Source organism: Inquilinus limosus (assembly GCF_051487185.1).
GTDB classification, from domain to species: domain Bacteria; phylum Pseudomonadota; class Alphaproteobacteria; order DSM-16000; family Inquilinaceae; genus Inquilinus; species Inquilinus limosus_F.
This window is the reverse complement of the sequence record NZ_JAHVDK010000019.1, coordinates 80,330-99,870: the sequence shown is the minus strand read 5'-3', so window position 1 is coordinate 99,870 and position 19,541 is coordinate 80,330. Positions and strand designations below refer to the sequence as shown.

Genomic DNA, 19,541 nt, shown 5'->3' with positions numbered 1-19,541 from the left:
GATGGCGGCCGGGACGGCCCAGCCGGTGGAGGCCGCCCCCCGGACGCCGTTCTGGACCCTGCGGCGCCGCGACGCCCTGGCCGGCTATCTCTTCGTCGCGCCGCAGCTCGCCGGCGTCGCGCTGTTCGTGCTGATGCCGCTGGCGCTGGTGGTCTGGTACAGCCTGCACGAGTGGAACGTGCTGGCCGGCAGCTTCGACTACACCGGCGACGCCAACTACCGGCTGCTGCTGGAGGATCCGGAGCTGCCGGGCGTTCTGCGCGCCACCGCCCTGTTCTCGGTCGGGCTGGTGGCGATGAATCTCAGCCTGGCGCTGCTGCTGGCGGTGCTGCTGAACCAGCGGCTGCGCGGCATGACATTGTTCCGGGCGCTGTTCTTCTCGCCGGTGGTGGTGTCGCTGGTGGCCTGGACCATCGTCTGGGGCTTCCTCCTGCAGCAGGACGGCGGCATCAACGGCATCCTGGCCGTGTTCGGCATCACCGGCCCCAACTGGCTGCGCGGCGAGACCACGGCGATGCTGTCGGTGATCGTGGTCCAGGTGTTCAAGAATGTCGGGCTGAACATGGTGCTGTTCCTGGCGGCGCTGCAGACCGTGCCGCAGGACCTGTACGAGGCGGCGCGGATCGAGGGTGCCGGCCGCTTCGCCCGGTTCCGCCGCATCACCTTGCCGCTCATCAGCCCGACCATCCTTCTGACCTCGATCATCACCATCGTCGGCTCGCTGCAGGTCTTCGCCCAGATCGCGGTGCTGACCCAGGGCGGGCCGGGCATCTCGACCACCGTGCTGGTCTATTACCTGTACCAGCAGGCCTTCCAGTTCCACGCCTTCGGCTACGGCTCGGCGCTCGCGGTGCTGCTGTTCCTGATCGTCGCGGTGCTGACCCTGGCGCAATGGCAGCTGCGCCGCCGGTGGGTGTTCCATGAGGGCTGAGCTCACCCCCCGCGCGCGCCTGGCCGTCTATGGCCTGATGTGCGTGCTGGCCATCCCCTTCGTCTTTCCGACCTGGTGGATGGTCACCTCGTCCTTCAAGCCGGTGCAGGAGATCTTCGCCTTCCCGCCGGCGCTGCTGCCGCGGCGCTTCGACCTCGAGGCCTACCGCCAGGTGTTCGAGCTGCAGCCTTTCGCCCTGCAGTACTGGAACAGCCTCTACATCGCCGCGGTGGTCACGCTCGGCACCATGGCGGTGGCCTCACTGGGCGGCTACGCCTTCGCCCGCATCCGCTTCCCGGGCCAGAACCTGGTGTTCATGGTCGTGCTGCTGGCCCTCCTGGTGCCCAGCGAGGTGACGATCGTGCCGCTGTTCCGCTTCTTCCTCTGGCTCGGCCTGGTCAACACCCACTGGCCCTTGATCCTGGTGCCGATCCTGGGCGCGCCCTGCGTGCTCGCGACCTTCATCATGCGCCAGTTCTTCATCACTTTGCCGCCGGAGCTGGAGGAGGCGGGGCGGATCGACGGGCTGGGCCGCTTCGGCCTGTTCTGGCGCATCGCGCTGCCGCTGGCCCGCCCGGCGCTCGGCGCCGTCGCCATCTTCACCTTCCTGCACAGCTGGAACCTGTATCTCGAGCCGATCGTCTTCCTCTCCTCGACCGAGAAGTTCACGCTGCCGCAGGCCCTGACCCAGTATGTCGACGCCTATGGCGGGCCGATGTGGAACGTGCAGCTGGCGGCGGTGACGTTGACGGCGGTGCCGGTGCTGATCGTCTTCATCCTCGCCCAGCGCCAGTTCATCGAGGGGTTGGCGCATACTGGCCTCAAGGGCTGAATCTCCACCCGGCGATCAGGACCCCGTCGCCATCAGATGCTCGGGCCGGATCGGCAGTTCGCGAATCCGTACGCCGGTGGCGTGTGACACGGCATTGGCGATCGCCGCGCCGATGCCGATGGCGCCCAGCTCGCCGATGCCGCGGGCGCCGAGCGGGCTGGCATGCGGGTCGGGCGCCTCGATGAAGGCGACGTCGATCTCGCCCACATCGGCGTTCACCGGGACGAGATAGCCGGCCAGGTTCTTCGACAGGAACCGCCCGAGGCGGGGATCCATCTCCGACCGCTCCAGCAGCGCCTGGCCGATCCCCCAGATGATGCCGCCGGTCATCTGGCTGCGCGCGGTCCTGGGATTGAGGATCCGGCCGGCGTCATAGACGCCGACGACGCGGCTGACTCTCGGGATCGGGATGTCGCGGTCGACCCGCACCTCGGCGAACACCGCGCCGAAGCTGAAGATCGGCGGCGTCGTCTCGTCATCGGCCGGCGACCACTCGCCCTCGGCCGACAGCCGCTCGACGCCGAGCCGCGCCAGCGCGCCGGCATAGCCCTCCGGTCCGTTGGCGCCGGCCTCGACCAGCTTCTCCTTCAGCGCCGCGGCGGCGGCCTGCACGGCGGAGCCGACGCTCATCGAGGTGGAGGAGCCGCCGGTGAAGGTGGTCCGCGGCAGCGTCGTGTCGGCGATCGCCAGATCCACCCGCTCGACCGCCACGCCGAGCGCGTCGGCGGCGATCTGGCGGAGGATCGTGCTCAGCCCCTGGCCGACATCGTGCGTGGCGGTCTCGACCAGCACCCGGCCGTCGCGGTCGATGCCGGTCCGGGCCGTGGCCGGGAAGCGGAACGCCCGCAGCACCGCGGTCGCCATGCCCCAGCCGACGAGATCCCGCCCGTCGCGCATCGACCGCGGCGTCGCCAACCGGCCGGACCAGCCGAACCGGCGCGCCCCTTCCGCGTAGCATTCCCTGAGCCGCTTGGAGGAGAAGGGGCGCCCATCGGCCGGATAGGCCTCGGCATAGTTCCGGAGCCGGAGCTCGAGCGGGTCGAGGCCGAGGCGGCCGGCGAGCTCGTCCATGGCGATCTCGACCGGGACCAAGCCGACGCCGCCGAAGGGCGAGCGCATGGCCGACGGGCTGGCGCGGTCCAGCCGCCGGCGGCGGTGGCTGATCCGGAAGCTCGGCGTGGCGTAGAGCGCGGGCGTGTCCCAGCCCGCCGCCTCGATGTAGTGGCCGATATGGGAGCCTGCAGCGACGACGTCGTGATGAAGGCCGGTCAAGGCGCCGTCGGTCCGGGCGCTCAAGGCCACCGTCTGGCGGGTCGCCGATTGGTAGCCCCAGGCGGTGTAGGACTGGGCCCGGGTCAGCACCAGCTTCACCGGGCGTCCCAGCTCCCGCGCCGCCATCGCCGCGAGCAGCTGGTGCGGCAGGCCCCAGAGCTTGGCGCCGAAGCTGCCGCCGATGAAGTCGTTCCGCACCCGCACGCGCTCCGGGTCGAGCCCGAGCGCCTGGGCCAGGGCCTCGCGCTCCTCCGCCACGCCCTGGGTCGAATCATGCACGGTGAGCTGCCCGTCCTGCCACACCGCCAGGATCGCCCCCGGCTCGATCGGGTTGTGGTGCCGGTCGGCCGTGACATAGACGGCCTCGATCGCGGCATCGGCCTCGCGCCGGGCGGCCGCCAGGTCGCCCCAGGCGGTGTCGAGCGGCAGGCCGAAGAACTCGGGGACCGGCTCGGCCCGATCCGGGTCCGCGAGGAAGTCCGCCTCGAACGGCTCCCCGTCATAGGAGACGTGGACGAGGCGCGCGGCTTCCGTCGCCTGCTCCGGCGTCCCGGCGACCACCAGCGCCACCGGCTGTCCCTCGTACAGGACGCGGTCGCCCTGCAGCGGCGGCAGGTTGTCCTCCGCCAGCACCGCGGTCACCTGGCCGAAGCGCGGCGCGTTCTCGTGGGTGAAGATGCGGATCACGCCGGCCGCAGCCGATGCCTGGTCGAGATCGATCTTCGCGATGCGCGCCTTCGGCCGCGTCGCCGGCACGATCACGGCGTGGACCGCGCCTGCGACCGGCATGTCGGCGGCGTAGCGCGCCGCGCCGGTGACCTTCGCCGGGCCGTCCCGGCGGCTGACCGCCTGCCCGATTCCGCCGATCATGCCATGCCTCCCGAGATCTGCAGCGCCCGGATGACGGCGCGTTTGGCCAGTTCCATCTTGAAGCCGTTGCTGCGCTGCGGCCGCGCCTCGGCGAAGCCGGCATCCAGGGCGCGCCGCAGCGCCGGCTCGTCCGCCAGAGCCACGCCCCGCAGCGCTGTCTCGGTCTCCCCGAGCCGCCACGGCTTTGCCGCGACACCGCCGAGCGCAGTCCGGGCCTCGCGGATCACGCCGCCGTCGAGGTCGAGCCCGACCGCCGCCGAGACCAGCGCGAATTCGTAGGACGCGCGCTCGCGCAGCTTGAGGTAATGCGACCGCCGCGCGGCGGCGGAGGCGGGGACCCCGATCGCGGTGATCAGCTCGCCGGGCTCCAGCGCGGTCTCGCGGACCGAGGCGTGGTCGGGCAGGCGGTGGAACTCCGCGACCGGAATGGCACGCGGCCCGTCGGGCCCGTCGACATGCACCACGGCGTCGAGCGCAGCCAGCGCCACCGCCACGTCCGACGGATGGGTCGCAATGCAGTGTTCGGTCCAGCCGAAGATCGCGGCCGACCGGTCCTCGCCCGCCAGCGCCGCGCAGCCGCTGCCCGGCCGGCGCCGGTTGCAGGGCAGCTCGACCTCGGCCCGGAAATAGGGGCAGCGGGTGCGCTGCATCAGGTTGCCGCCGATCGAGGCCATGGTGCGGATCTGGGCCGAGGCACTCTGCTGCAGCGCCTGCGAGACGGCCGGCCAGTCGCGCCGGATCGCCGGATGCTCGGCCACGTCGCTCATCCGGGCCAGCGCCCCGATCCTGAGGCCGCGATCGTCGGTTGTGACGCCATCGAGGCCGGGCAGGGCGTTCAGGTCGACCAGGCGCCGCGGCGCGGCGATGCCGTCCTTCATCCAGTTCAGCAGCTCGGTGCCGCCGGCGATCACCGCCGTATCCGGCGCGGCCGCGGCGCCGATGGCTTGCGCCAGGGTCGCCACGCGCTCATAGGCGAAGCTCTGCATCGGTCAGGCTCCGGTCGCGGCCGCCGCGGCCCGCACCGCGGCGACGATCTGCGGATAGGCGGCGCAGCGGCAGAGATTGCCACTCATGAACTCACGGATCTCGTCGTCCAAGCCGGCATGGCCCTCGCGGATGCAGGCGACCGCCGACATGATCTGCCCTGGTGTGCAGAAGCCGCACTGGAAGGCGTCTTGCTCGATGAAGGCCGCTTGCACCGGATGCAGCCGGTCGCCCTCGGCCAGCCCCTCGATCGTGGTGATCTCGCGGCCCTCGGCCATGACGGCGAGCGTCAGGCAGGACAGCGCCCGGCGGCCGTCGATATGCACGGTGCAGGCGCCGCATTCGCCGCGGTCGCAGCCCTTCTTGCTCCCGGTCAGGCCGAGACGGTCGCGGAGCGCGTCGAGCAGCGTGACCCGAGGATCGATCCGGAGGCGGCGGGTGCGGCCGTTGACCCGCAGGGTCACCTCCGTCGCCGCGTCCCTGGGAGATTCGATGGTGTTGGGTTCGGCGTCCATATGTCTCGCCCTTCCTGCTGCGCCCGAGGCCGGGTTCGGCTCGCTCGGTCGCTTTGAAGGTATGGGCTGCTTGATTTTCCTCAAGTACCTACTTAAAAGTCAGGTACTTACCCCATGGTAAGAATTGTGGAGTTCGTGATATGAGGGTGTCACACCAGCGGCCTTTGAGATCGACTCTTCGGTCTCTTCCCCGTCATGGCGAGGCGCGGAGCGCCGTGGCCATCCAGGGGCCTGTGCCGCTGGATGGCCGCGCCCCTTCGGGGCTCGCCATGACGGGTCAACGTTTCGGGCAGCTGGTATCATGAGAGGAGAGCAGCCCTACAGCTGCGGCCTTGGGCCCGCCCTGGAGGTCATCGGCGGCAAGTGGAAGGCGCTGATCCTGTGGGAGATCCAGGCCGAGCCCCGCCGGTTCGGGGAGCTGAAGCGCCTGGTGCCGGGCATCAGCGAGAAGATGCTGATCCAGCAGCTGCGCGAGATGGAGGCGGACGGCCTCGTCCATCGCGAGGTCTTCCACGAGGTGCCGCCACGGGTGGAGTATTCGGTAACCGCGCTCGGCACCTCGCTCAACCAGGCGCTGGGCCCGCTCGCCGATTGGGGCGAGAAGCACGCGGAGCGGGTCGCGGCCCGGCGGGAACCGCGCGGCGCCGCGCCGGAACCGGTGTCATAGCGACTTGGCCGGCCGCTAGTCCTTTGGGATCAGCGTTCGGCGGCCAGCCTTTCGCGGATGTGGTCCGGTCCGCCGGCCATCCTGCGGGCGAAGGGCCGGTCGGGATCGACGACGCGCCAGAAGGGCGCGCTGCCGTCCTGGCTGATGCGCACCAGGTGCCGCTGCGTGGTCACCGGGCAGCAGGCATCAGCGCCGTATCTCGCCGCGAGCGCGCGCCTCAGCTCGGCCAGGTCCGAAAGCTGGCCAGGCCGCGCGGCGCGGAGCGCGTCGGCAATCATGCTCTCGCTCGGGATCAGCATGTTCTGAGTCAGGTCCTTGCCTTTGCGACGTGTCTTGATCACCGGCCGTTCGTCCATGGCTCACCTCCAGACATGATCTCGTCTGAGGACGATTCGGACCGTCGCGACCCGACAAGCCCGGAACAATTTCTGCCACGGGGCGGTGGTCACGGGCCGAAGATCAGGTTCGGCACGAACAGCACCGCCGAGGGCAGGAAGATGAGCAGCAGCGTGACCAGCGACACGGCGGCGAACAACGGCAGGGATTCGCGCGCGTACTCGCCGATCGGGATCCTGAGGATCGAGCACACCGCGTACATCGCGGCGCCGACCGGCGGGGTGAAGTTGCCGATGGTGGCGGCGACGATGAAGACCAGACCGAAATGCACCGGGTCGCCGCCGAGATCGCGGATCAGCGGCAGGAAGATCGGCGTCAGCATGATGATCAGCACCGTGGCGTCGATGAAGAAGCCGGCCACCAGCAGCATCAGGACGATCAGGATCATCACGAGTTCGAGATCGTCGGTCAGGCCGAGGATCGCGGTCGACACCGTGTCCGGCACCCGCTCCAGCACGATGCCGTAGCTGAAGATCGCCGACAGCGCGATCAGGAACACCACCGCGCCGACATCGGCGAGGCTGCCCTCCAGCGCCTCGAGGAAGCTCTGCCGCCCCAGCTTGCGGTAGATCAGCAGGCCTACGACCATGGCGTAGACCACGGCGAAGGCGCCGATCTCCGACGGGGTGAAGATGCCGAGGCGCAGCCCCAGCAGCAGGAACACCGGGAACAGCAGCGCCCAGATGCCTCCGCGCAGGGCCGTCACGACTTCCGTGGCCGTGGGCCGCGCCGCGCGTTCCGGCGGATAGCCGCGCCGCCGTGCCGTCAGCGAGATCGTCGCCGCCAGCGCCGCCCACAGCAGGAAGGCGGGGACGAAGCCGGCGGCAAACAGGCGGCCGATCGAGACCTGGCCGATGGTGCCGTAGATGATCATGCCGATGCCGGGTGGGATGATCGGCGTCAGCAGCGACCCGAAGGACAGCACGCCGGCGGCGAAGCCCCGCGACAGGCCGCGCTTCAGCATCTCCCGCCCCAGCATGCGCGCCTGCATCGCGGCGTCGGCGATGGCCGAGCCGGAGACGCCGCCCATCAGCGCCGCCAGCGCGATCGACACCTGGGCCAGGCCGCCGCGCAGCCGGCCGGTCAGCACCGCGGCGAGGTTGAGCAGCTGTTCCGTGATCCCGGACTTGTTGAGGAAATTGCCGGCGACGATGAACAGCGGCACGGCCAGCAGCGCGAAGTTCTGCGTCTGCGAGACGGTGAGCTGGATCGGGATGGTGTAGGGCAGCTCCGGATGCTGCAGGAAGAACAGCGCGCCGGAGATGCCGATGGCAAACGCCATCGGCATGCCCATCAACATCAGGATCACGAAGGCGATGGCGACGATCAGCACGGCGCCGCCTCAAGCCGTCGGCGCCGGCTGCCGCTCGGCCGCCGGGGCGCCACGATGGAGCTGCTTCAGCTTGAGCACCGTGGTGAGGAGCAGCAGCATCGCCCCGACCGGCAGGCTCATCGTCACCCAGGAATAGCTGACCTCCGGAATGCCCTGGAAGCTGCGGAAGCGGCTGATCCAGGCCAGCCGCAGGCCGGCGCCGATCACATAGATCAGGAAGGCGGCGATGATGGCGAGGTTGGAATAGGCGAGGATCCGGCGGGCGGCCTCCGGCAGGCGCGCGGTCAGGATCTCGATCGACATCAGGTCGCCCTTGCGCCAGGCGATGTCGGCGCACAGGAAGCAGGCCCAGGCGAAGAGGCAGGTGGCGAGGTCGGTGGTCCAGTTCAGCGGGTGATGCGCCATGCGCGCGACGCCGCCGAGGAAGATCAGCCCGACCATCAGCACCAGGCAGGTCGCAGCGACCACGGCCTCCGCCCTGCACAGGATCGAATAGACCTTCGCCACGACCCGCCTCCGCCGGTTCACGCCGGCCGTCACTTCTTGCCGATCTCCTGGTGGACCTTCTGCTTCGCCTCGACCAGGCCGAGGGTCTGGTAGGCCTGCTCGCCGGCCTTGCGGAAGGCGGCCAGGTCGACATCCTCGACGATGGTCATGCCGCGCTCGCGCAGCTGCTGCTTGATCTGCTGTTCCTGGGCGATGATCTTCGCCGAGGTCTCCTGCCCGGCGCGCCGGCACTCCTCGACCAGCGCGGTCTGGTACTCCGGCGGCAGGCTGTCGAAGAACTCGGCGCTGACCACCTCGAAATTCACCAGCAGGATGTGCTTGGTCTCGCTGGCGGTGTTCAGCACCTCGTAGAAGCGGCCGCCCGGGATGTTGCTGTAGACCAGCTCGACCCCGTCGATCGCGCGCTGCTGCAGGCCGGGATACATGTCGCCGAACGCCATGGCGACCGGTGAGGCGCCGAGCGCGCGGATCGATTCCTGCCAGATCGGCGCCGGCGGCGTGCGGATGCGCTGCCCGCTCAGATCCTCCGGCTTCCGCACCGGCGCGTTGGTGAAGAAGTTGCGGTAGCCCTGCACCCAGTCGAAGCACACCACCTTCAGCCCGTGCTGCTTCGCCAGCTCCTCCTGCCAGTCGATGACGGTCGGGGCGGCGGCGAGCTTGCCGACCTCCTCCAGCGTCTCGACGAAATAGGGGCCGTTGATCACGGCGATGCCGGGGACATAGGTGCCCAGCCGGGCGGCGTCGGTGTTCTGGCCGACATTGGCGCCCTGGCGCATCTGCTCGATGATGTCCTCCTCGACGCCGAGCTGGGCGGAGTGGAAGACCTCGATCTTCAGGCCGCCCTTGGTGCGCTCCTCGACGCGCTGGGCCCAGGCCAGGAAGCCCTCGTGATAGGGCTCGCCCGGCGCCAGCACATGGTTGAAGCGCAGCGTATAGCTCTCCTGCGCGCCGGCCGGCGCCATGGCCAGCGCCACGAGGCCGAGCGTGACGCAGACCGGCCGGACCATCCTCCCCCAGATCGTCATCTGTCCCTCCTTTGCGTTTGTCTCCTTGCCGCTCACAGCGTCTGCCCGCCATCGACGACGAGGACGGTTCCGGTGGTGAAGGCGGACTCGTCGTTCGCCAGATAGACCGCGGCGGCGGCCATTTCCGCCGGATCGCCCAGCCGGCCCATCGGCTGGCGGGCGATGAATTGCCGGCGTGCCGCCTCCGGGTCGGGGGCGACGGCGATCCGCTCCTCCAGCGACGGCGTGTGCGTGGTGCCGGGGCACAGCGCATTGCAGCGCACGCCATGGGCGATGACGTCGCGCGCCACCGCCTTGGTCAGGCCGATCACCGCCGCCTTGCTGGCGCCATAGGCGGCGCGGCCGGGCACGCCGGACAGGCTGGAGGCGACCGAGGCGACGTTGATGATCGCACCGCGGCGCCGCTCCAGCATCGCCGGCAGCGCCGCCCGGATGGTGCGGAACATCGAAGTGATGTTCTGGTCCAGGCTCCGCGCCCAGTCGGCCTCGCTGCAGTCGAGGATGGTGCCGCTGTGCACCCAGCCGGCACCGTTGAACAGAATGTCGAAGGGGCCTTCCGCCGCGATCATCCGCTCGACCGCGGGACCGTCGGTCACGTCCAGCCCGACCGGCCTGATCGCAGGGGCGAGGACAGGGAGATCTTCCATCTTGGCCGGGGTGCGGCTCGCCGCCACCACCGCGGCGCCCTCGCGGGCGAAGGCCAGCGCCACCGCCCGGCCGATGCCCTGGCCCGCCCCGGTCACGAACGCACGCTTGCCGTCGAGCCGGCCCATGGCGCCTCCCTTCGTGCGAACGGACATGCCGCTCCGCTCTCGCTGCACCTGTCGTGTGTCTTGTGTATACTTTAGCCATGCGCAGACGGATGACAACCTCCGGCGTCGAACCGCGGCTGCACGAGCGCGCCTTCGCCGTCCTGGCGGCACGGATCGGCGAGGGCAGCCTGCCGCCCGGCACCCGGCTCCTGGAATCGCATCTCGCCGGCAGCTTCGGCATCAGCCGCGCCCCGGCGCGGCAGGCGCTGGCGCGGCTGGAGGCGGAGGGGCTGGTCGAACGGGCCGAGGGCCACGGCTATGTCGTCCGTGGCCGGGCCGGAACCGCGCCGGCCGGGCAGGGGGAGGCCAGGGCGATCGAGCCGCTGCGCCTGACCGCGGCGGCGAGCTGGGAGCGCATCTACCGCGAGGTCGAGGCCGCGGTGGTGGCGCGCACCCCCTTTGCCGGCTGGCGTGTGGTCGAGGCCGAGATGGCGCGGCATTACGGCGTCAGCCGTACGGTCGCACGCGACGTCATCGCCCGGCTGCATCAGCGCGGCGTGATCCGCAAGGACGACCGGTCGCGCTGGTATGCGCCGGCCCTGACCCGCGACTATGTGGCGGAGCTGTACGAGATGCGCTGGGTGCTGGAGCCGGCCGCGCTTCTGAACGCCATGCCGGCGGTGCCGCCGGGCTTCGTCGCCGTGATGCGCCGGCATCTGGAGGAGGCGATCGCCCGGGCCGAGGATCTCGACGGCGCGGCGCTCGACGCGCTGGAGGCCGAGATGCATGTGCAGCTCCTCGGCCATTGCGGCAACCGCACGATGATGGAGGCCCTGCGGCTCTACCAGTCGCTGCTGATCGCCCACAGCTTCCTCTACCGCTGGGGCCCGCGGCTCTACCCGACCGAACCCTTCCTGCCCGAGCACATGGCGGTGGTCGAGCGCCTCGAAGCCGGGCGCGTGGCCGAGGCGGCCAGGGCGCTCGAACACCACCTCCGGGCATCGCTCGACCGCGCCGTGGCGCGGATCGACGTCGTCTCGCGGCAGTTCAGGCCCGACCCACTGCCCTATCTGGAGCCGTACGGAGCGGGCGGGTGAGACTCGAGACAGCAGCCCGGAACACGTGGAATACCGGGCGCGTTGGCAACGGGGAGCGGTGGTGGCGATGGCGCGGATCTATCTGGATTGCGACGGCGTGCTGGCGGATTTCGACCGCGGCGCCGCGGCGGTCCTCGGCATGCCTCCTCGGGTCTATGAGAGGCGGTTCGGCTTGGCCCGGTTCTGGCAGGCGCTGGCGCGGGCTCCGGATTTCTTCGCCAATCTCGAGCTGATGCCGGATGCGATGGAGCTGTACGACGCCGTGCGGCACCTCGATCCCGTCATCCTGACCGGCCTGCCGCACGGGGCATGGGCGGAGCCGCAGAAGCGCCGCTGGGCCGCGCGATACTTCCCGGGCGTGAAGGTCATCACCACCACGGCGGCGCTGAAGTGCGAGCACTGCCATCCGGGCGATGCGCTGGTCGACGACCGGGACAAGTACCGGCATCTGTGGGAGCGGACCGGCGGCGTGTTCATCCACCACCGCAGCGCGGCGGACTCGATCGCGAAGCTGAGGCAGGCCGGCTTCCTGTAGGAACCGGGGGCCGGCCTGCCGCCGTTGACCGGGTATGGCGAAGGAACCCGACAAGAGCGCCGGCTGGACGGCGGAGCAGGCCTGGGACGCCCTCGGGCGGATCCGCGTGGTGGTCGAGGCCAGCATCCCGCCCCGCCTGATCGGCAGCGGCGACGGGCCGGAGCCGACCCTCGACCGCGAGGTGCTGGCCCTGGTCCAGGCGATCCGCCTGATGGGCGCGCATATGCCCGACCAGCTCGACGAGGCGGTGCTGGCGGAGGCCCGCGCCTGGGGCGCGGATTCCAACGAAAGCGGCACCGCCACGGTCGACGATAGCGCCGACCCCAGCCCCGGTACGCGCGGGCTGCCGTAGCGGCGTCAGCCCCGCTCCTCGAAAGGCGCGCGGAAGCTCGGCAGCCGGTCCGCGGCGGCGGGCAGGGGCGGGAAGGGCTTGTGCGGCTCGGCCTGATACCAGAAGGCGGTGCTTGTCACCTCGTCGTCGCGCCGGTTGGCGTGGCCGCGCTCGATGGTGACGCGGATCGAGCGCTTGAACACCACCGGATCTTCGATGTGGAAGCGGTACAGCGTCACCGGCTCCTGCCAGTTCGGGCCGCCGCCAGCGATGATGCCGTGATAGGGGGCCGAGTATTCCTGGTTCGGGCACCAGGCGGTGTTGAAGTAGTCCTCGGTGCCGGTGCCGTGCAGCGTCGGCGGCCAGGCGTCGTTGGCGCCCGGCGTGCTCTCCGGCCGGTCGGCGATCACCGGCTGCGGCGGCTCCGCCGCGATCTGCCGCTTGCGGCCGGCATCCGGGACCGAGATCCCCGGCTCGCCGTCGACGAAGATCATGTCGTCGCCCTCGCCGTACCAGTCCCAGTTCGGCGACCGGCGCAGCGAATAGACGCTCAGCAGGCAGCCGACATAATGGCCGTGGCCGGCGGCGTCGAGGATGACGTGGTTCTTCGCCCCGTCGGTGTTGACCCCGCCGAACAGCACCTCCTCGTTGCTGAGCCCGGCCTCGTCGAAGGGCTGCGGCACCGCCCGGCGCCACTCGGCGTGGAAGCGGCCGAGGCCGTCCTCCAGCGCATCGTGCAGCTCGAGGTCGATGTAGTAGTAGAACAGCAGCTCGTGCTCGGCCTCGTTGGTCACGGCGAAGCGCATATGGCTGGCGAAGGGCATCGGGAAGTAGCAGTTGAAGCCGCGGCCGTCCTGCGGGCTCATCTGCAGCGGCAGGCTGGCGAAGTTGCGGGTCTGGGCGTGGCCCATGCCGAAGAAGTCGCCGAGCGGGCATTCGATGCTGGGCGCGGCCTCGCCGTCCCACCAGGCGCGCAGCACGATCTTGCGCAGCGCGTGCCGGCTGGCGCAGTTGATGGTGACCCAGATGTGGGTGACGATGCCGGCGCCCGAGACCTCGGCGATCGTCACCGTCTCGCCCGGAGCGATGTGCAGCCGGTCGTCGTTGCCGCCGGTGCGGTCCCAGCTGGAGAAGCGGCGGGTCCTGGCCTGGCGCAGCTTGGCGAGGCCGCGCAGCGGCGACAATCCGGCATTGCTCTGCATGAGGCTTCCTCTCGTCTCGGTGGCTATTTCAGGCCGCCGGTCTTGATCGATTCCACGATCTGCCGCTGGAACAGCACGAACAGTAGCAGGGTCGGCAGCGCCACCACGGTGGAGGCGGCCATGATGTAGTTCCAGGAGGCCGAGTACTGGGCCTGGAAGCTGGCGACCGCGACCTGCACCACCCACAGCTTCGGGTCGGTGGTGATGGTCAGGGGCCACAGGAAGGCGTTCCAGTTGGCCAGGAAGAAGAAGATCGCCAGCGCCGCCAGGATCGGCCGCGACAGCGGCAGCACGATGCTCCAATAGACCCGCCAGTAGCCGGCGCCGTCGATGAAGGCGGCCTCTTCCAGCTCGCGCGGCACGTTCAGGTAGAATTGGCGCAGCAGGAATATGCCGAAGGCGTTGAAGATCGCCGGCACGATCAGCCCGGCATAGGAGTTCACGAGGCCGAGCTGCCGCACCAGGATGAACAGCGGCACGATGATCACCGGCAGCGAGATCAGGAAGGTCGAGAACATGCCGAGGAAGATCGCCTCCCGTCCCGGGAAGCGGAGCCGGGCGAGCGCATAGCCGGCCATGGAGTGGAACAGCAGCGCGATCACCGTCACCGACCCGGCGACCACCAGCGTGTTCAAGAGGAACCGCAGGAAATCGACCTCGACGAAGACATAGAGGAAGTTCTCCAGCGTCGGCCGCGACGGAATCAGCCCGGGGTCGAAGATCTCGTCCGGCCCCTTGAACGCGATCGAGACCATCCATAGCAGCGGCGCCACGGACGTCAGCGCCAGCAGGGCGGAGGCCAGGAACCAGATCGTCCCGGCCGGGCGGAAGGAGCGGGCAGGGAGGGCGGTGGCGTCAGTCATAGTCGAAGCGCCCGCCGCGCGTGACCAGGAACAGGAGAGCGGTGAAGCCCAGCAGGATCAGGACCAGCACCGAGGCCATCGCCGCGGCATAGCCGTATTCGCCGAACTGGAAGGCCTGCTCGTAGATGTAGTAGATCGCCAGCGAGGTGGAGTTGGCCGGGCCGCCCTTGGTCATGACATAGACCAGGTCGAAGGTCTGGGCCCCGGCGACGGCGGCGACCGTCGACACCAGCAGCACGAAGAAGCTGGTCGGCCGCAGCAGCGGCAGGGTGATGTAGAGGAAGGACGCGACCGGCCCGGCGCCGTCGATCCGTGCCGCCTCGTGATACTCGCGCGGGATGTCCTGCAGCCCGGACAGGAAGATCAGCATGTAATAGCCCATCAGGAACCAGACGCTGACGCCGACGATGGCGAACAGCGCCAGCTCCGGGTCGCCGAGCCAGGACAGGCCGCCGAGACCGAGCGCGGCGGAGAGGCGGCTGATCACGCCGATCTTGTCGATCAGCAGCACCTGCCAGATCAGCCCGACCACGACCAGGCTGACCATGTGCGGCAGGAAGAACATCGTCCGGAACAGGCCGGAGAAGCGGCTGCGCCGATGCACCAGCAGGGCGAGGCCGAGCCCGGTGACGTACAGGCTGGGCACCAGCAGCACGACATAGAGCAGGGTGACCTTCAGGCTCTCCAGGAACAGCGGGTCGGCCAGCATGCGCCGGTAGTTGGCGAAGCCGACGAAGCGGTAGCCGCCGAAGCCGGTGACGCCGAAGAAGCCGAGGCTGAGCGACAGCAGCATCGGCCCGCCGACGAAGACCAGCAGGCCGAGCGCATCGGGCAGCACGAAGAGATAGCCCGCGATCCACTCCCGATGCCGGGCGGACAGGCGGCGGCGCCTCGGCACCACAGCCGTCCGATCCTCGCGAACCGCTGTTCCCGGCGCCACGCTCATAGGATCGACGCGCCGTCGTAGCCGGCCAGGAAGCTGTCGATCTGCTGCGCCGCCATCTCGGCCCGCCTGCCCGGATCCTCGCCGTTCAGCTGGCACGCCTGGATGGCGTCGGAGATCGCCTTGTACACCTGCGGCGGCACGCGCGGCTCGCCGCGGGCGGTCGGGAACACCTGCTCGGCGAAGGTCTTCATCGCGCCGCTGCCATAGGCCTGGGCCGCCTCGGCCTGCTGGAAGGCGGATTTGCGCGGCGGCATGTCGCTCTTGGCCTTGGTGCACCAGTCGACGACGCGCCGTACCGACCCGGCGTCCATCGACCCCAGCGCCCAGGCGCAGAACTTGCCCGCCGCCTCGGGGTTGCGGCCATTGGCGTTGGCGACGAAGGCCCAGCCGCCGGCCACGGTGCGGTCCTGGCCGCCTGGCGGCACCGGCAGCTTGAACACGCCGTACTCGAAATTCGGGTCGGCGTTGCGCAGGGCGGCGATGCCCCAGATGCCGACATTCTGCATGGCGCAGTAGCCGGAGCCGAGATTGGCGGCGATGTCGTTGGCGCCGTAGCCCAGCGGCTTGCGCGGGGCGACGCTCTGGGCGATCGCGTCCTGCCAGAATTTGAGAGCGGCGCGGGCGGCGTCGGAGTTGAAGCCGCTCTTGCCGTCCTTCCCGACGATCTCGCCGCCCCCCTGCCACAGGAACGGATACCAGGTGAAGTTCTGGTAGTAGCCGGGGTTGGTCTCGAACAGGATGCCGAAGCGCCGGTCGGTGGTCAGCTTCTTCGCCACCTCCAGCAGCTGGTCCCAGGTCTTCGGGATGTCGGCCTCGCCGAGGCCGGCCTCCTTGAAGGCCTTGACGCTGTAGTAGATCGCCATCGGCTCGACCTCCATCGGCAGGCCGTACAGGCCCTTGTCGACCAGCCGGGTGGCGATGGCGGTGTCGTAATAGTCGGCGCGGGCCTCCGCCGCGACGTAGGGGGCGAGATTCAGAAGGGCGCCGCCATTGTGGTAGCGCAGGAAGTCGCCCGGGCTGATCAGGAAGATGTCGGGCCCCTCGCCGGCAGCGAAGGCGGTCTGCAGCTTGGTGCCGTTGATGTATTGCGAGGTCGGGATGTATTCCAGCTCGACCTTGACTTCCTGCAGGTCGTTCCAGGCCTTGACCGTGTCCTGGAACCACTGCACCTGGCCGGGCACCGGCCCGCCGGGTGCGTAGAACTGCCAGAACTTCAGCGGCCCCTCCTGCGCCCGCGCGCGGGAGAGGTAAGGCATCGGCAGCAGGCTGCCGCCGAGGACGGCGGTCCCGGCGGCCAGGATCGTCCGGCGGCCGAGCGGCGCGGGGCCCTCGCCGTGTCCGGACACACGGGTGCCGTTGCGGTTGGTCATGGCGGTCCTCCCCTTGTCGCGACGCGTCGTGGCGTCAGCCTGACCGGGCGGCTGAAACCTTTCAGCCAGCCTGGCGAATCTGATGATGTCGCAGCCAAGCGGAGCCGACCGGTGGCCCGGAATTCGGCTGCCGCCTTGTTGTTGAAACGTTTCAGAAAGGCTATCATCCGATCCGCGGCTTGGCAACGGCTTCGGGGATCATGGCGACATTGCGGGACGTGGCGAACCGGGCCGGGGTCTCAATCGGCTCGGTCTCCGCGGTGATCAACCGGACGGCGCCGGTTAGCACGGCGCTGCGCCAGCGGGTGATGGATGCGATCGAGGAGCTGGGCTATGCCCCGGATGGGGTGGCGCGCAGCCTGAAGACCGGCCGCACCCGCACCATCGGCCTCATCATCCCGGACATCACCAACCCGCTCTTCGCCGCGCTGGCCAGCGCGATCGAGCGGGCCTGCGACGCCGCCGGCTACGCGCTGGTGCTGTGCGCCACCGCCGACGACCCGGAGAAGGAGCTGCGGCATCTGCGGCTGATGCGCACCCAGCGCGCCGACGGGCTGATCCTGGTGCTGAGCGGGGTCGAGCCCGGCGATGCCGGGGCGATCCGGCGCCTCGTCGCCGTGCCGGCGGTGCTGGTCGACCGCACGCTGCGAGGGCTGGCCGATTTCGATTCGGTGACGCTCGACAACCGCGTCGCGGCGCGCATGGCGGTCGAATACCTGATCCGCAGCGGCCACCGCCGCATCGGCATCGTCACCGGCCGGCCGGGGATCTCGATCTCGACCGAGCGTTTCGAGGGTTATCGCGAGGCGCTGGCCGAGGCGGGGATCGGCTTCACCGAGGACCTCGCCGCCTGCGGCGACTTCCGCATCGAAGCCGCGATCGAAGCGACGGTGGCGCTGCTGCACCGCCGGCCGCGGCCGACCGCGATCTTCTCGACCAGCAACCTGACCACGATCGGGGTGATGCGGGCGATCGCCGAACAGGGTTTCCGCTGCCCGCAGGACGTCTCGGTCGCTGCCATCGACGATTTCGAATGGGCCACCGCCTTCTCGCCGCGGCTGACCGCGGTGGTGCAGCCGGTGCAGGCGATCGGCGCCCGGGCGGTGGACTGCCTCTTGGCCCGCCTCGGCGGCACGCCGCCGGCCGAGCCGGCGCATCATGTGTTCGCGCCGCAGCTCGTGGTGCGGGACTCCTGCCGGGTGATCGGCTGACCGGCGTTTCAGCGCCTGGGCATGGTGACGTCGGGCGCGAGGCGCGTCTGCGCGGCCAGGCGGATCGGCGCATTGGCGGCGCCGAAGCCGGCATAGTCCCGGCGCTGCACGATTTCGAAGAAGAAGCGGTCGGCGAAGCTGGTCGTGTAGAGCTGGAAGAATTCGCCGCCATTGTCGCGGTCGTACAGGATGCCGGTGCCGCGCAGCCGGCCGACCAGCTGCGGCTCCAGCCCGAAGCGGGCTTCGATGTCGTCGTAGTAATTGGCCGGGATCGGCAGGAACGTCACGCCGCCCTGCCGCATGCGAGCGGCGGCGGCGAAGATGTCGTCGGTCTCCAGCGCGATGTGCTGGATGCCGGAGCCGAAGAACTCCGACAGGAAGCGCGCCGACAGGGTGCGCTGGCTCTGCGAGGCGTTCAGCACGATCCGCAGCGTGCCCTCGGCGTTCTGCACCACCTGGCTGCGGACCAGCCCGGCCGGGTCCGGGATCTCCAGCTCCGGCGTCTTCGCAAGATCGAAGATCGAGCTGTAGAACAGCAGCCAGGAGAGCATCTCGTCATACTGCATCGACTGCGACAGGTGGTCGATGCGCGAGAGGCCGCCTTCCGGCGCCGCGCCGTCCTCGACCGGGAGGAAGTCGATCTCCCGCCATCGCGCCAGGTCGCTGCCGGGGTCGTCGAGATAGATCAGGCTGCCGCCGACGCCGCGGATCGCCGGGATCTCCAGCTCGCCCGGGCCCACCGCTTGGCGGAAGCCCGTCGCCAGCAGGGCCTGGGCCCGTGCGGTTGCTGCCCTGGCATCATCGACCCTGAGGCAGATGGCGCAGGCGGCGGGGCCGTGCATGATATAGGCGGCATGGGCATAGCCCTCCTTCTCGCGGTTGACGAGGAGGTTGATCCCACCCTGCGACCATAGGGTCACGTCCTTCGACCGGTGCCGGCCGCGCCGGGCGAAGCCGAGACCGGCGAACAGCGCCTCCAGCTCGATCGCGGCGGCCTCGTCGACGGCGAATTCGACGAACTCGACGCCCAGGCACCGGGCGCGCTCCGGCAGCAGCGGCCGGGTCCGCTCGGCGGCGGGCTTGCGCCGCTCCAGCGTGTCGGCCAGCTGCAGCAGCGAGCGGCGGCCGTCGATCGCGACCGACCGCGCCGACCCGGCCCGAAAATGGTCGTTGAAGATCTCCAGCGAGTAGACGCCGTCATAGCCGGTCGCCGCCACCGCCTCGGTGAAGGCGGTCACCGGCAGGTCGCCCTGGCCCGGCAGGTTGCGGAAATGCCGGCTCCAGGACAGAAGGTCCATCTCCAGCCGCGGCGCATCGGCCAGCTGCACCAGGAAGATCCTGTCGGCCGGGATGGCGCGGATGCTGTCCGGATCGATGCCGCGCGCGAGGGTGTGGAAGCTGTCGAGGATCAGCCCGATGTTCGGGTGGTCGGCGCGGCGCACGATCTCCCAGGCGTCGCGGTGGTCGTTGACGTGCCGGCCCCAGGCCAGCGCCTCGAAACCGACTTTGAGGCCGTGCTTCGCCGCCCGCTCGCCCAGCTCGCGGAAATCCGCCGCGGCGCGGTCGATGCCGCCCAGCGCCGCCGGCGAGATGTTGGAGCAGACGAGCAGCAGCTCGGCGCCCAGCTCGCCCATCAGGTCGAATTTCCGCTCGGCCCGGTCGAACACGCGGGTGCGCTGCGGCTCGGGCATGCCCTCGAAGTCGCGGAAGGGCTGGAAGGTGGTCACGACAAGGCCGGCGTCGCGCACCATGCGGCCGACCTCGCGTGGGGTCGCGTCGAAGGACAGGAAGTCGTTCTCGAAGATCTCGACGCCGTCGAAGCCGGCGGCGGCGATGGCCTCCAGCTTGTCGCGCAGGTCGCCGCTCAGGGATACGGTCGCGATCGACGTCTTCATCGGACAG

Annotated in this window: 20 protein-coding genes; 7 read left to right on the top strand and 13 right to left on the bottom strand. The window is 70.0% G+C overall.

All coding sequences use genetic code 11. The features are described 5' to 3' along the window. Nucleotide 1 precedes the first annotated feature (1 nt). A complete protein-coding gene (locus KXR53_RS21560; RefSeq protein ID WP_437377328.1) occupies nt 2-931 on the top strand; it encodes a carbohydrate ABC transporter permease in 930 nt (309 codons plus the stop codon). Beyond that, nucleotides 921-1,763 (top strand): carbohydrate ABC transporter permease, encoded by an 843-nt coding sequence (locus tag KXR53_RS21555; RefSeq protein WP_437377327.1) that lies wholly within the window; start codon nt 921-923, stop codon nt 1,761-1,763. Before KXR53_RS21560 ends, KXR53_RS21555 begins: the two co-directional genes overlap by 11 nt. A gap of 15 nt (nt 1,764-1,778) precedes the next feature. On the opposite strand, the gene KXR53_RS21550 is transcribed toward KXR53_RS21555, so the two are convergent. From KXR53_RS21550 to KXR53_RS21540, 3 genes are read right to left on the bottom strand one after another with little or no spacing between them, the layout of a single operon-like run. After that, the gene (locus tag KXR53_RS21550; protein ID WP_437377326.1) at nt 1,779-3,905 is read right to left on the bottom strand and encodes a xanthine dehydrogenase family protein molybdopterin-binding subunit; all 2,127 of its coding nucleotides are present in this window, start codon (nt 3,903-3,905) and stop codon (nt 1,779-1,781) included. Further along, nucleotides 3,902-4,891, bottom strand: a complete 990-nt coding sequence (locus tag KXR53_RS21545; protein WP_437377325.1) for an FAD binding domain-containing protein — start codon at nt 4,889-4,891, stop codon at nt 3,902-3,904. Before KXR53_RS21545 ends, KXR53_RS21550 begins: the two co-directional genes overlap by 4 nt. A 3-nt stretch (nt 4,892-4,894) precedes the next feature. After that, on the bottom strand, nt 4,895-5,404 hold the full coding sequence (locus KXR53_RS21540) for a (2Fe-2S)-binding protein (RefSeq protein ID WP_437377324.1): 510 nt from the start codon (nt 5,402-5,404) through the stop codon (nt 4,895-4,897). A gap of 301 nt (nt 5,405-5,705) precedes the next feature. Here KXR53_RS21540 and KXR53_RS21535 point away from each other — a divergent pair, with 301 nt between their 5' ends. After that, nucleotides 5,706-6,071: a winged helix-turn-helix transcriptional regulator gene (locus KXR53_RS21535; RefSeq protein WP_437377323.1), complete on the top strand. Its 366-nt coding sequence runs from the start codon at nt 5,706-5,708 to the stop codon at nt 6,069-6,071. Nucleotides 6,072-6,100: 29 nt separating this feature from the next. Here the strand turns inward: KXR53_RS21535 and KXR53_RS21530 are convergent, their stop codons facing one another. From KXR53_RS21530 to KXR53_RS21510, 5 genes are all read right to left on the bottom strand, one after another. Beyond that, nucleotides 6,101-6,427 (bottom strand): hypothetical protein, encoded by a 327-nt coding sequence (locus tag KXR53_RS21530; RefSeq protein WP_437377322.1) that lies wholly within the window; start codon nt 6,425-6,427, stop codon nt 6,101-6,103. 89 nt (nt 6,428-6,516) lie between these two features. Then, nucleotides 6,517-7,800 carry a TRAP transporter large permease gene (locus tag KXR53_RS21525; protein WP_437377321.1) on the bottom strand — a complete coding sequence of 428 codons (1,284 nt, stop codon included), beginning with the start codon at nt 7,798-7,800 and terminating at the stop codon, nt 6,517-6,519. 9 nt (nt 7,801-7,809) lie between these two features. Next, entirely contained in the window at nt 7,810-8,307 is a 498-nt protein-coding gene (locus KXR53_RS21520; protein WP_437377320.1) for a TRAP transporter small permease, read from the bottom strand. Between the two features lie 29 nt (nt 8,308-8,336). Further along, nucleotides 8,337-9,332, bottom strand: a complete 996-nt coding sequence (locus tag KXR53_RS21515; protein ID WP_437377319.1) for a C4-dicarboxylate TRAP transporter substrate-binding protein — start codon at nt 9,330-9,332, stop codon at nt 8,337-8,339. 32 nt (nt 9,333-9,364) lie between these two features. After that, nucleotides 9,365-10,132 carry an SDR family oxidoreductase gene (locus KXR53_RS21510; protein WP_437377318.1) on the bottom strand — a complete coding sequence of 256 codons (768 nt, stop codon included), beginning with the start codon at nt 10,130-10,132 and terminating at the stop codon, nt 9,365-9,367. Between the two features lie 62 nt (nt 10,133-10,194). Here KXR53_RS21510 and KXR53_RS21505 point away from each other — a divergent pair, with 62 nt between their 5' ends. The 3 genes from KXR53_RS21505 (at nt 10,195) to KXR53_RS21495 (ending at nt 12,068) form a co-directional block, all read left to right on the top strand. Then, entirely contained in the window at nt 10,195-11,181 is a 987-nt protein-coding gene (locus tag KXR53_RS21505) for a GntR family transcriptional regulator (protein WP_437377316.1), read from the top strand. 67 nt (nt 11,182-11,248) lie between these two features. Continuing rightward, complete coding sequence (locus tag KXR53_RS21500; RefSeq protein ID WP_437377315.1) at nt 11,249-11,716, top strand: hypothetical protein; 468 nt, start codon at nt 11,249-11,251, stop codon at nt 11,714-11,716. 34 nt (nt 11,717-11,750) lie between these two features. Beyond that, nucleotides 11,751-12,068 carry a hypothetical protein gene (locus KXR53_RS21495; protein WP_437377314.1) on the top strand — a complete coding sequence of 106 codons (318 nt, stop codon included), beginning with the start codon at nt 11,751-11,753 and terminating at the stop codon, nt 12,066-12,068. A 5-nt stretch (nt 12,069-12,073) separates the two neighbouring features. Here KXR53_RS21495 and KXR53_RS21490 read toward each other — a convergent pair whose 3' ends face one another. From KXR53_RS21490 to KXR53_RS21475, 4 genes are read right to left on the bottom strand one after another with little or no spacing between them, the layout of a single operon-like run. Beyond that, nucleotides 12,074-13,249: a glycoside hydrolase family 172 protein gene (locus tag KXR53_RS21490; protein ID WP_437377313.1), complete on the bottom strand. Its 1,176-nt coding sequence runs from the start codon at nt 13,247-13,249 to the stop codon at nt 12,074-12,076. Nucleotides 13,250-13,272: 23 nt separating this feature from the next. Further along, on the bottom strand, nt 13,273-14,112 hold the full coding sequence (locus KXR53_RS21485; RefSeq protein ID WP_437377312.1) for a carbohydrate ABC transporter permease: 840 nt from the start codon (nt 14,110-14,112) through the stop codon (nt 13,273-13,275). Further along, nucleotides 14,105-15,010: a carbohydrate ABC transporter permease gene (locus tag KXR53_RS21480; protein ID WP_437377311.1), complete on the bottom strand. Its 906-nt coding sequence runs from the start codon at nt 15,008-15,010 to the stop codon at nt 14,105-14,107. The genes KXR53_RS21485 and KXR53_RS21480 overlap by 8 nt, the downstream gene beginning before the upstream one ends. A 44-nt stretch (nt 15,011-15,054) precedes the next feature. After that, on the bottom strand, nt 15,055-16,428 hold the full coding sequence (locus tag KXR53_RS21475) for an ABC transporter substrate-binding protein (RefSeq protein WP_437377310.1): 1,374 nt from the start codon (nt 16,426-16,428) through the stop codon (nt 15,055-15,057). A 200-nt stretch (nt 16,429-16,628) separates the two neighbouring features. Here KXR53_RS21475 and KXR53_RS21470 point away from each other — a divergent pair, with 200 nt between their 5' ends. Next, the gene (locus tag KXR53_RS21470; RefSeq protein WP_437377309.1) at nt 16,629-17,639 is read left to right on the top strand and encodes a LacI family DNA-binding transcriptional regulator; all 1,011 of its coding nucleotides are present in this window, start codon (nt 16,629-16,631) and stop codon (nt 17,637-17,639) included. A gap of 8 nt (nt 17,640-17,647) precedes the next feature. Here KXR53_RS21470 and KXR53_RS21465 read toward each other — a convergent pair whose 3' ends face one another. Continuing rightward, nucleotides 17,648-19,534: a bifunctional sugar phosphate isomerase/epimerase/4-hydroxyphenylpyruvate dioxygenase family protein gene (locus tag KXR53_RS21465; protein ID WP_437377308.1), complete on the bottom strand. Its 1,887-nt coding sequence runs from the start codon at nt 19,532-19,534 to the stop codon at nt 17,648-17,650. Nucleotides 19,535-19,541: the final 7 nt, after the last annotated feature.